This is a genomic window from Parabacteroides sp. HGS0025, assembly GCF_000969845.1.
Taxonomy (GTDB): domain Bacteria; phylum Bacteroidota; class Bacteroidia; order Bacteroidales; family Tannerellaceae; genus Parabacteroides; species Parabacteroides gordonii.
Map to the genome: position 1 here is coordinate 1,417,194 of NZ_KQ033902.1, position 12,308 is coordinate 1,429,501.

Here is a 12,308-nt window from a genome sequence, read left to right on the forward strand (position 1 = left end):
AGGGCTACGGGCTACCTTTAGGGGCGCCTTTTGGGGTGCCGCTTTCCGGATCACTGGCCTTCGGGGCTCCAGTTCCCGGAGTACCGACTTCCGGAGCGGAGGCTTCCGGGGTACCGACACCCGGGGCACCTGCCTTCCGGCCACGGGCTTTGGGCATTGCTTCGCCGCAGGCCTGGATGGTGATTTCGGTGGCGGCTTGGCGGGCGGTGGGGCCGGGAGTCAGGTTGAAGGAGACCGGGAGGCGGCCGGGGGCAAAGGTGCGCCATAGGTCGGCGGGGCCGATGGTGCCGCGGATGGTGGGCGACCAACGCATCTGCGGGGTGGCGATATGATAGCCTTCGGCCGTTGCTGCGATGCATTCATCCAGGAAGATCGTTACCAGCAAGGCGTATTCCTGGGGAGAGATGGCAAAAGGCAACCGGGAGATACGGGCGATGATATCGCCGATATCCAAACGCCCCAACGAAAGAGCACGCAGGTAGTAAAAAGGACCTGCGGGCTTCTTCAAGGCGTTGCGGTAGGCGTAAACGCGGAGGATTGAGTTCATGATGATGTTATTATAATGGTTATTCGTTATGTTATTTGGACTAGAGTATTAATATATTAAACTGTTATATTATCATTTTTACAATAACTATAACTTTTTTGCAACACAACGGAGCGGTAAACCGTAACCATACCAATGATTCGAACGCATTGAAACAATATCACTTGGTTCAAAAGATGGGCCTATAGGATTAGTACCACTTATAGTATAAGAAGATGTATGGTAATCTGTTCGTTGGAATTCATATATACCCCTCTCTATATTCAACGCACCACACAGAGGAACAACAAAACCCGAAATCGATGATGCTATCCATATTCTTTTATCAGCATTTATTTTATCAGACTTCATTTCATTTACAACAACTGTCCATTCCTCTTTATTAGCAATTCTCCATCCTTTCGGACAAGGGTCATTTTGAGAAGGCCAAGTGTACCCTGCATTTTTTATTGTTGGTGAAAAATCAGGGTCATCCATAAGGTAAAAACGAAACCAACAATAGCCATTTTGGAGTAGCTCTGATATTATAAATTTATCATCTGCATATCCCGAAACTGTACCCTCTTCATATGTTACAAATTGTGACATATCTGTGATTTTTACAAAATCCGCATATTGCCCGTCATCCAAAGGCTTAAAAGGAACTTTTCTTCCCCATTGATACAAATTTCCTATTTGTTCTTGATTGCCATGCAACTGTTCTGGAGTTAATGTTCCATCTGCTTGATAAATCATTGTTGGCAACCGTGTCGCCCCACAATTCACCGGCGCCCAAATCGTCGTTACACCATCCTTTTCTACCGGTATTCCCTCCAGATCCGTTCCCGGATAAGTGATCGTATGCCGCACAAATATGGTATCACATTCCACTTCGCTACCTCCGTTATGCACCAGCAGCGTAGCATGGCGCATACCTTTATCTGCCATTTTAGAGAAAGTGATCTTGAAATGACGTTTGTAAATGTTCGTGGCTTTAGTGATCAATTCCGGTTCGGATTTCTCAATAGTGATCCAGTTGCCGTATTGCGGTTCATCGTATTTTACACGGACATCCGGGGCGAAACTACAGGAGGCGTCGAAACTGATCGTGCCATCCTGAGTATAATATAAGTCTATATTTTTTTTATCTTTATTATACTCTCCGTTCGTTTCGATTTTCGTAATCTCAGGCACCGCCGTCTGATCCGGCTTCACCTGTACCGTATCCACCGCATCCCATTCCGCCACCTTGATGTCGAAGGTGATATCCGTCTGGCCGGGGGCGGGGAGGATGCGTACCAGATAACGGTGGTTGCGGACGAGGGGGACGGGCTGTTTGTCGGCGTCGATAAAGTCGATGCGGCGGGTTACCTCCGTGCCGCGGAAGGCGCCTTTTATCTCGAGGGCGGTCGGGGCATGCTCCGTGTCGCTGTTCTCGTAGGTGTAGAGGGTGCGCCAGAGGTATTGCAGGGTGGCATCGGCTTCGGCGGCGGCAGCGTCTACGGCCTCCGGCTCGCGGGTCGGGTTGGCGTCGGGAGCGAGGGCGGACGCTTTGCCGTAGGGGATATCGGTTACCTGCCAGTCACTGATGGTGGCGACGTCGGGCGAGGTGTAACCCGGCTGCGGCGTGATATAACTCGCCGGGCGGGCTTGCAATACGCGGACGGAGGTCAGCAGGAAGCCGCCTTTCGGGTCGTCGGTGGTCATGCCGGGCACATAGGCTTCGTTGGTGATGTCGATGCGGGCTACCAGGCGTTCGAGGGCGAGGGTGAAGGCGTTGGTTTCTTCCTTCGCCAGTTCCTCACGGGTGTAGCCGTACATTATGAGAGCACGGCGGTCGGGGTCGTCGAGGCCTGTGCCGGGCGTGCATGCCGGCATTTCGGCGGCCCAGACGGTGACGCTGTCCTGGAGGCCGTCCCAGGTGACGATCTGGTTGTAGTCGTAGTCTTTCGGGAGGTTGGCTACGGCTACGATGTCGGCCATGTAGCCGCCGCCGGCCGTCAGGGTGACGTCGGCGGTGTACTGGCGGCTGTCCGGGGCAGTTTCGGCCAGGTAGACGTTGTTCGGGTAGTCGGTGGCTGCTGCGGTGGCGTCGGTCACGTCGTCGGGGACAGGGGGGTAGATTTGCAGGCCGTCCTCGTCGGTGTGGACGAAGAAGGCGAGGCGGTCGATGCGTTTCTCTTCGCTTCCGGAAAGGAAGGGGTCGCCCAGGGCGCGGGTGGCGGTGCCGTTGCCGAGCCGGACGGAGAGGCGGAGGCCTTCGCCGGGGATGCCCCCGGGGGTCTCATGGCCGATTTCCTGTTCGGCACAGGAAGCCAGGAGGAAGGATAGTAGGATGAATAGGTATTGTTTCATGTTCTTTTAATTTGTTGATTTATAAACTGATGGTAACTGTTTCCCCTCTCGAGAGGGGATAAAGGGGTGTGTTAGAGCCTGTTTCAGGGCGGGATAATAACACACCCCCTGCCCCCTCTCAAGAGGGGAAAGGATACTCCCGACGCTATATCAAGGAGCGGTTGCTTCGATACCCGCCTGATAGATGTCGAGGGTGATGCTGGTGCCATCGGCATCGGTAGGGGCGGCGGCGTTCTTGCATTTGATTACGACGGCGGCGCTGCGGGCGGCTGCACCAGATCCGGCTCCTCCGGCTTCCGTCTGGTCGGCGGCATTGATGCGGAGCAAGGTGCTGCCGCTGCCTCCGGTGATGGCGGCGGTCGGATCGGCGGCCTTGGCATTGCTGAAGGTCAGCCAGGTGGCCTTGTTCGTGCTGATGGTGGTGCCGTCGGCTTCATAGGCGAAAGCCTCTACCGTCCAGTTGTCGTTGGTGATGAACTGGGCGGCTTCGTAGATGGCGGAGCCATCGGCTTTTGCAGCCGGGAAGTCGATATGCTTGGTGGCCAGATGGCGGTCGTCGAGGGTGATCGACGGAGCGGAAGCCGCCTGTGTCACCTTGATCACCTTCACGCCGGTAGCCAGGCGGAGGGTGACGAAGCCCGTGCGCACGCTGGCACTGTCGTTGAGGGTGGTGCCGATCTCGATCACGGCATCGCCCGTGCCGCTCATGATGCGTTTGTTGGTGCCGTCGAGGGCATAGGCTTTCAGCCAGTTACGGTAGGCGGTGTCGCCCAGGTCGTCGATCGACCAGGCGGCGTTGGTGGTCAGCTTGATCCGGTACGGTTTGTCGGTCGTCTTATTTACCGGGATACCCAGCGTATAGTCGTAATGCTGCGGATCTTCTCCTGCACCTGCTACCAGGTCGGTAAATCCGTCGGCGGTGCGTTCTTCCACTTTTTCGATCTCTCCCGTGCCGCCTTTACCTGCCTGAATGATCACGAGGTCGCGGTAGATGGTGGCATCCTGCCGGTCGTAGAGGCGGATGGTTCCGGTGCGCGTCAGGGTGGTGTCGTTGGCCAGGAGGTCGAACTTAAAGCTCTTGCCGTGTCGGTTGATACCCGGCTGGTCGGTGACGTGTATCCAGGTGGAGTCGATCACGTCGACGCGGATGCCCCATTCCTGCTGGATGGAGGTTGTCTTGTCGCTGCAACTGTCAACATTGATTACGATGTCCTTATATTCGGTATTTTCCAGAAGGGTCGGATTGCCGCCACCTGTGGCTGCCAGCATCAGGGTATCGGTTTTCTCCGTGACGCCTACGGCATCGGTGGTTCCGTCGGTGGGGCGGTTCACAACGGTATAGTCGGCCGCTGCACTCAGTTTACCGATGGCTACCGGGACGGTGGCTGCTGCGTTCCCTTTCTGTACGACAACGAGGGTCTGCATGATGGACGGGCGTTGTACGTTGCGGAACACCAGCGTGCCGCGGCGGTCGGTCTGGTATGGGTTTGCTGTCTGCGGCAGCAGGGTGGCCTGTGTGCCGACGGGCAGGTCGGTGGGGTCGATGTTGGTGGTCGTGTCGATCCAGGCGGCGTTGTAGCCTTTGGCCAACTCCCATTCGCTGACGGCATCTACGGCTACGTTGACCGGACGGCCGTTACCATCGGCGCGGGCGGCGGGGAGGGTGAGCAACTGGCCGGAACCGCCGGTGGTTACCTCTGTGAGCGGGAATTCCACACAGCTCAGGGCGATGCTGCCCAACGACATTTCGTAGGAGATGGTGTCGCCGATCAGCCAGTCCTGTACGGTGATGGTGGCTTTCAGGCGGGTCGGGTCGAGATCGTTGATCTTGATCAGGTACTGGTTGTTGGGCTTGATGATGACCGGGTCTTTCGTCTGGTCGGCATTATCCTTATACATATAGACATTGTAGACCACTTTCGCGCCTGTTTTCTTTGTCTTGCCGTAGAGGGTGAGGTAGAAACGACCGGAGGTATCGGTTCCTTCGCCGTCGGTGCCGTCACCCTTATCCAGGTTGGGGTAGACGTAGAAGGTGCTGGCCACGCGGCCGGTGTTGGCATTCGGGTAGCGGGTGAAGTCGAAGGCTTCCGTTTCGTCGAGCTGCGGGTCGTTCGAATAGGTGTATTCGCTGTTCTTCGTGGCGTTGAAGTTGGCCACCTTGTTGATCAGGGCGGTCGGGTGGACTTTGTTGAGGACGATGCTTTCGATTACGAGGTCGCTCGTCTCGGCATTGTTCTCGATATCGAAACGGGAGACGATGCGTTTGAGGGTGATCGTGCGGCCGGTGACGACGGCGCCCTGGGTGATCTCGGTGGCGTTGCCGGTGACAGGAGCTGGGTCGGTGCCTGTTGTGTTCTCCTTGATATCTACCGAGTCGATAGCGGTCATGATGAGCGGGCAGGTCAGTTGGTCGGCCTTGCTCAGGGCGTTGGTCTTCATGGCGAGGAACTGGGCTTCGGTGGTTTCACCGAGTTTCAGTTTGTCCATGTCCTGCTGGCCGATCGCGTTGGCGATGAAATAGATTTTCTTCTTACCGAGTCCGCTCAATTGGATGGTGGCCTGTTTGTCGGTACCGGAGGGGACGAGTTGGAGGCCGTCGAGCTTGAACTCCTCCACGAAGATCGTTGTCGTGGAGTCGTAAGGGGTATCGGCATGCTGGTCGAATACGTAGATGGAAAGGCTGTCGATGGTCGATTCGGCTACCGAAGCCGGGAGCTTGTCGAGCGGATCGGGATCGGCTTTCGACAGGGGGACACTTCCTTTGGCAAAATCTTTCAGGGCAAACCCAAAGGCTGTTTTGCCCGCTTCCGGCTGCTGGCCGCTTCCGCCGCCCTGGCCTCCGATTTCATCATCTGTACAGGCTCCGAATAACAGAGCGATCAGTACGAATAAAAAATACTTTGTTCTCATAACACAATTTGTTTAATAATTAATACTTAGTGTTTATTTAGTAATTCACTGTTTGATTCTTACATCGCCCCTCCGATGGTTCCGCCGTCTTCCCAATCGCTGACGCCGGCGAAGGAGACGGATATGTTGTCGCCGTCGATGGTGACGACGATGGAGAATTCCTGACGGATATTGCGGGTGAAGGGGATGCTCATGGCCCGGAAAAACTCCGTCAGGTTCACCTCGCGGATCAGTGGGCGGTCGCCTGCCCAGATACGGAAGAGCAGGCGGGTGTTGTCCGTATAGCGATAGGTTATCAGGTCGCCTGTCACCGTGCGGTTCGGACGCATCGAGGCGTCGGCGCGGTGGTCGCAGAGGGTTGTTTCGTCCATCCGGGGGATGGCGTATATCCATTGTTCGCCTGTCCGGTTGTCGACCGAGGTATTGACACGCTCGGCGACGTCGAAACCGGCTGCCGCGGGGATGCCGCGGAGGGTGAAGGCGAAGTCTTTCGTGTTGGCCGGGATGTCGCGGAGCCATTTGGCCGTGACGCGCAACAGGGCGTGGGCATGGGTGGTGTTGATGCGCTTGCGAATGATGCCGGAGCGGGGGACTTCCAGGATGTCGGTGGCATAGTAGAGGGGTTCGGTGTTGGGGTGGCTTTGACACACCCCCTGCCCCCTCTCGAGAGGGGAAAGGATACTTTCTGTCGCTATGTCGTTGTGCTCCAGGCGGATTTCCGAGAGGCGGGTTTGACCGATGATGGCGGGGGCGATGCGGCTTCGGCCGTCGAGGTTGCCCCAGCTGACCAGGGTGTAGGTGCCGGGGGAAACGGTCAGTTCGTGGGCCAGGAGGCTGTCGCCTTCCAACGACCTGACCTGGCGGAGGATGCCGTCGGCGTCGAAGAGGTATTCGTTCATCGTGTCGACGTAATCGGGGATTTCGTTGTCGGTGCCGGTGAAGACGTACCAGTATTCCAGACGGGCGTTGTAGTCGCAGTCGGGAAGCGGGGCGTCGATGTCGCAGGCGGACAGGATAACGACCAATAATATATATGTATAGAGATGGGCGGTCATAAAGAGCCCTCCTCTCTGATAATCAACTCTAACATTACGCTGCGGTTGATGGCGGCGCGGGGATCGGCCTTTACGTCGTCGCGGTCGAGGTAATGGCGGGCGGTTTCGGCGTCGCCGAGCAGGAGGCAGGCGGCGGCTGCGTTGATCTGGGCCACGATGCTTTCCGGGTAGGTTTCGGCGGCGATTACATAGACTTCGCGGTGCTGCTCCGTTGCGGGCGGGTAATAGCGGGCCACGCGGTACATTTCGGCCAGGCTGAGCCGGGCGGGGTCGCTGTATAGCAGGCGGGCGGCTTCGGCATCGCCTACCGGGGGGACTTCGCAGGTCAGGCGCAGTTCGACACGGCGCAGGTAAGGGAAGAAGCTACGCAGCAGTTCGCGGTAGACGCGGCCGCCCTCGAGTTGCATCAGGTAGTTTTCGCGGCCCTCAAAGATACCGTAGTTGTCAATGATGAAGCAGACGGCTTCGGCATAGGGTTTGCCGGAGACGGCCACCATGCGGCGCAGTTCCTCCCAGTCTTCCGCCACGCTGTTGCAGATCACCGGGCAGCCTTTGGGAAGATACCGGCGGCTGATGTAGGCGCGGAACTCCTCGGCACGCTGGCGCGCCAGGGTTTCGTTATGCTGATAGGCCCCTTCGGGCGAGGCGTAGCCGGTGACGATCACCTGCCGGAACTGCGAGACCCCCGCCTCTTTCAGGCGGCGGAACAGGCTGTCGGTATAGGCCAGCTCACCGGGGTTCTTTCCGAACTGCGGGTCTACGCGGACACTGCCCTGGCGGTAGTCGAGGTAGGCAATCTGCGTTTCGGTGCGCAGCTTGACAGGCTCGTCGTCGGGGATCAGGAAACGGATTTCCTTATTGTAACGGTTGTAGATGGCGGCGGCCTGCGGGGTCGGCCCGGCTACCTCTTTCACGCAGGGCGGTACCAGGGCGAGGTCGTCCGTCAGCACTTCGTCGGACAAGACGCGTCCCCGGCAACAGTCGCGGCTGATCTGCCGGAGCGACAGGCCGGCATTACGCATCCAGGAGGTGTAAGGCAGGCGGGTGATATAGTCGATCTCGTGGCGGCTGTTCTTTTTGGGGGCTACGAGGCGGTAATAATAGCGGCTGCCGGGTATTTCGGCCGACGGATCGACTGCCTGTGCCCGTGCGTCGTAGCGTGCCCGGCGCCGTCCGCTCACGACGACGGGCGGCAGTGCCAGCGTATGTTCGCCGTTGGTGATGCGGGGCTCGAAGATCAGGCTGCGGGAGGAGGGGACGCGGATATCGGTGAGCCGGATATGCAACCGAAGGGTGATACTGTCGTCGTCGCCAACCGATGCTTCGGTGAGCGAGAGACGGATACCCGGCTGCTGGGCGATGGCCCGGGCGGGGAACAACAGCCCTGCGGCAAATAGCATATATATAATGTATAGTCTGTTTCTCATATTTACCGTGTAATCAATGGATAAAGAAGATCAGGGAGACGCCCGCACGGGTGGGGCCGAAATAGTGGCGACGGTAGGTGGCGATCACCTCCGTACAGTCGTAGCATACATATTTATCGTATTCCATATAGGCATATCCGGCGCCGATAAAGGCTTCGAGCCCCCAATGGCGGCCAATCACCCAGTGGTAGCCCCAGGTAAGGCCACCGCCGTAGAGTTCACCCCGGTAGTTCATATCTTTCAGTCCGGGGATAAAAGGGATATTGCCTATATTGAAATGACCGTAGTGACCGTGCAGCCCGAAGAAATGGCCTTCGAAAGTCTGGCAGGGCCAGTAACGGAGTTCGGGTTGCACCAGGTAGTGTTTGAGCGACATGTCGTTGTTGAACTCCCAGGCATTGTAGGCACCCCAGAGGTCGACCGATAATTTTTTTCCCAGACGGAACTCGAACCCCATATTGGGGGTCGTGGTCGCCCAGTAGAGCAAGTTACTCTTGATTGTTATGTGCTGCCCTCGCAGGGGGAGTGCGAATAACAAACTGATTGTAATTAGTAAAAAAGGCCAAGCTTTTTTCATATTTCTACCCTGTTTATCCTTACCCTTATTTACGAAATAAGGGGAAAGACACCGGCGGGAGGGGGTAAATCGCTGGTTTGCTCAACCTTTGGAGGGGATGAAAACCCCGAAAAAGGTACTTTGGGAATATGAAAACCTACTTATAGAAGGTTGTTTTTTGGTAAAGGGTGTTAAGAATACTAATACTCTTAGCTCGTCGTGTTTCGATTTTTGGTGAATAAAGGATATTTATAGAAAAAAAGAGTAAAAGCTACAAAAAGGGTTGTGTAGGTGCATAAGTCCCCCTACCCAGACAAATACTTGTCTAAGAAATATGTTAATAATTCTTTGATATGTATTTTTATTCTTTATCTTTGCGCAATAAGAAGCATTGAAACACAATCTTTTCCGCATAACAGGAGATTAAAAATACATCATTTCCCCTTATTTCGTAAATAAGGGTTACGCTCTCCCGACAATCAGATCATTTACCTCTTTGATAATCTTTCCGTTTGCCTTGGCCATCACCGACCGATCGAGTGAATCGAGATAGACCCGCGTCGTTTTTTCGGAGGTGTGCCCCAGCCCCTGTATGATAACGGCCATCGGGGTATTTTTCCGAAGTGCTTCGGTAGCCCACGAATGGCGTGCCACATAGGACGTGAGTTTCACCGGCTGCTTGAGCGAGTTGCCTATCTTGTGCAGACAGGCGTTGTAGCGTGCCAGGATCGACTTATAGCGTTCGTGGCTGCATCCCCCTTCGGGCAGGATGGGGAAGAGGTAGCGGCTGTCTTTCCGGGCATAGCGTTTGAGAAGCAACCGCATGGCGGGGGTGATGGCTATCTGTACCCGTGTGCCCGTCTTGCTGCGATGGTAGACAATATCTTTTCCCCGGATATTGTCGTGCGTGAGGTGTGCCAGGTCGATGAACGGCATACCGCAGGCCATAAAGCAGAAGAGGAAGAGGTCGAGCGTCAGCCGGTGCGGGCTGCTGGCCGAGGGCTGCATCCGGGCGAGTTCGTTGATCACTTGCGAGGAGAGCGCGCGTTTGCTCGTAATCTCGCGGCGGAGGTGGAGGTGGGCGAAAGGGCTTTTCGCCGGAGGGACGAATAGGCCCGCTTCGCGTGCGGTGTTGTAGGCGGCACGAAAACCGCTAAGATAGCTGTTGACGGTATTCACCGCCAGCCCGTCCTGATAGAGGGATTGGGCGAAGTTGTCTACCAGTGCGGCCGTCACCCTGCCAAAAGAGAGCGGGGCCTTTTTCGTAAACCGCCGCAGCCGGTTGCTTACTGCCCGGAAGAGGTCGGCTTTACTGTCTTTTCCGGCTTGCCGCATCTCCCCGGCCTGGCATGCCATGTAGGTGCATACATTCTGTTCCATAACAATCGAATTTAGGATGGAACAAAGATAGGACAGGGAGAGTTGAAAGCCGGTTTTAGGGGGAGAGTGTTAATAAATAAACGGAATAACCCTCTTTCGTTTGCCCACTTCCTTGCCGAACATGGTTTTGTATTTGTGCCAGATCGTGTTGGCACGGGGAACGAGATTGGCAAATGTCCACCAGGCAAACAGGGCACCGCTGGCACTCCAGGTCAGGATCGCGAAGCCGCACCATTCCACCAGTTCGCCGAAATAGTTGGCCGAGGTGACATAGTTGAACATGCCGCCTTTGGGCAGGTAATGCTTCGTGTCGCCCGGTTGGCGCAAATGGCGGACGATATAGTCGGATTGCCAGTTGATGAACATACCGCCGAAGAACAGGAGTGTCCCGATGATGAACTGCGGTGTTGCCAGCCATTCGATGGTGTACATGTTTTCGGGGGCGAGGTAGAATATCCACGTTCCCTGTATATAGCCGTTCAGCAGGTTGAACACGATCCCCATCGCCATGATACCGGCCGGCATCTTGCTTTTGCCTTTGATAAGCAGGGGAAAGATAAATGCCCGCTGGAAATAGTGGAGCTCGAAGAACAGGAAGAAAAGCAGGGGAACCGTTTCGAATTGCCGTCCCGACCGGCTCCACAGCAGGAGCATCACCAGAAAGACCGGGGCTTCCATGCATATCCAGGCTATTTTGTTGGGGATGGGCTTTCCCCATTTCTTGTCGAACAGCATGCCGTAGCCGGCCTCGACGAAATAAAGGGTGACGAAAACAATGGCCGCGATGGCCGCCATCAGTATCAGCAGCAGGTTGAAATATTCGTTTGTCATACCTATAGTGCGTGAGTCACCAGTTTATATCCTTTTCCATGTACATTGTCGATCCGGACGCTGGGGTCGGCTTTCAGCAGGTGGCGCAGTTTGGTGATGTAGACATCCATGCTGCGTGCATTGAAATAGCTGTCGCTTTTCCAGATTCTTTGTAAGGCCAATCCTCTGTCGACCAGTTTGTTCGGGTTCTGGCAGAGGATCAGGAGCAGGTCGGACTCTTTGGTGGTTAGCTTTTTTTCATTGCCATCGATTGTCAGGATTTGCGTATGCGTGTTGAAGGAGAAAATGCCGAACTTATATATAATAATCGGCTTTTCCTGCTCGACAAAGGTTCGCCTCATGATGGCGTCGATACGGGCTTGCAGTACTTCCAGGCTGATGGGTTTCCGCATCAGGTCGTCTGCCCCGAATTGAAATACTTCTGCTATATCCTCTTTGGTGGGCGAGTTAAAGAGGAAGATCAGTCGAACATCCGTCTGCATGGACTTGAATGCATAAGCCAGCCTGACCTCTTCTTTGTCGGCGGATACGTCCAGGATACAGAGGTCGGCACCTACAGAGCAAAAATGATCGTAGGCTTCTTCTTCCCGGGAGAATGTCTCCGTACTGTATTTTTCGGTTCTCAGGCATTCCTTGAATAATGCTCCCAGGTTCTCGTCTTTGGTAAAAATAAGGATTTTGATCTGTTTGTCCATAATGTAATATAGATTCTACGCTTCTTTATGGGAAGCTTTATAAAGGTTGTACTTTTCGAATACAGCCTGTTTTAATTCCTCAAAGGTACAATCCAGCGCACGGTTGGATATACAAATAGGTGATCCGTAGTATTGGAGCCTTAACTCCATCGAACGTTTTTTACTACGTGTGGGCTCACGGTCAATATATTCGTTCGGATTTTTGACCTTTAACACAATATATTTGCGTTTCAGGTTGCTAATATCGTCCATTACTTTGAGACTGACAACATCTTTCCATAAAATTGTTCCGATTCTGTTTCCGGTGGAGATGTCGTTGACCCCTTCTTCCGATATATAGATGGCCGTAAACTTTTCACGGGTGAGGTAATAGTAACTTATGCAACAGAATACCGTAGTGAGCAGCGAGAAGAAACCGATCAGGAGCAGAAGGAAACGTCCTTCGCCCAATTTCAGTTCGTGAGAGATTGCGAGGGAACCGATACCTATCAGGGCAGAGCAGAGGGTTGTAAGAAACAACCCTCTCTGCTTTTTCCTGCTTAATTTAAATGTCGTTACATAAGGTGTACTCAT

General features: G+C 54.9%; 10 protein-coding genes. All 10 read right to left on the bottom strand.

What is annotated here, in order from left to right:
• Positions 1-4: 4 nt before the first annotated feature.
• Positions 5-547 carry a DNA-binding domain-containing protein gene (locus HMPREF1212_RS05250; RefSeq protein ID WP_046148664.1) on the bottom strand — a complete coding sequence of 181 codons (543 nt, stop codon included), beginning with the start codon at positions 545-547 and terminating at the stop codon, positions 5-7.
• A gap of 87 nt (positions 548-634) precedes the next feature.
• Positions 635-2,881, bottom strand: a complete 2,247-nt coding sequence (locus tag HMPREF1212_RS05255) for a fibrobacter succinogenes major paralogous domain-containing protein (RefSeq protein ID WP_046148665.1) — start codon at positions 2,879-2,881, stop codon at positions 635-637.
• Between the two features lie 150 nt (positions 2,882-3,031).
• On the bottom strand, positions 3,032-5,791 hold the full coding sequence (locus HMPREF1212_RS05260) for a fimbrial protein (protein ID WP_046148666.1): 2,760 nt from the start codon (positions 5,789-5,791) through the stop codon (positions 3,032-3,034).
• A gap of 59 nt (positions 5,792-5,850) precedes the next feature.
• Positions 5,851-6,816: a FimB/Mfa2 family fimbrial subunit gene (locus HMPREF1212_RS26555; RefSeq protein ID WP_157316950.1), complete on the bottom strand. Its 966-nt coding sequence runs from the start codon at positions 6,814-6,816 to the stop codon at positions 5,851-5,853.
• 26 nt (positions 6,817-6,842) lie between these two features.
• Positions 6,843-8,246: an OmpA family protein gene (locus HMPREF1212_RS27265; protein WP_052724919.1), complete on the bottom strand. Its 1,404-nt coding sequence runs from the start codon at positions 8,244-8,246 to the stop codon at positions 6,843-6,845.
• A gap of 40 nt (positions 8,247-8,286) precedes the next feature.
• Positions 8,287-8,850 carry a DUF3575 domain-containing protein gene (locus tag HMPREF1212_RS05280; RefSeq protein ID WP_046148669.1) on the bottom strand — a complete coding sequence of 188 codons (564 nt, stop codon included), beginning with the start codon at positions 8,848-8,850 and terminating at the stop codon, positions 8,287-8,289.
• Positions 8,851-9,291: 441 nt separating this feature from the next.
• Positions 9,292-10,209, bottom strand: coding sequence for a site-specific integrase (locus tag HMPREF1212_RS05285; RefSeq protein ID WP_046148670.1), 918 nt, complete (start codon positions 10,207-10,209; stop codon positions 9,292-9,294).
• Positions 10,210-10,278: 69 nt separating this feature from the next.
• Positions 10,279-11,040, bottom strand: coding sequence for a DUF1295 domain-containing protein (locus tag HMPREF1212_RS05290; RefSeq protein ID WP_046148671.1), 762 nt, complete (start codon positions 11,038-11,040; stop codon positions 10,279-10,281).
• A 2-nt stretch (positions 11,041-11,042) separates the two neighbouring features.
• On the bottom strand, positions 11,043-11,735 hold the full coding sequence (locus HMPREF1212_RS05295) for a response regulator transcription factor (protein ID WP_046148672.1): 693 nt from the start codon (positions 11,733-11,735) through the stop codon (positions 11,043-11,045).
• A gap of 15 nt (positions 11,736-11,750) precedes the next feature.
• Positions 11,751-12,308: an STM3941 family protein gene (locus HMPREF1212_RS05300; protein WP_028727402.1), complete on the bottom strand. Its 558-nt coding sequence runs from the start codon at positions 12,306-12,308 to the stop codon at positions 11,751-11,753.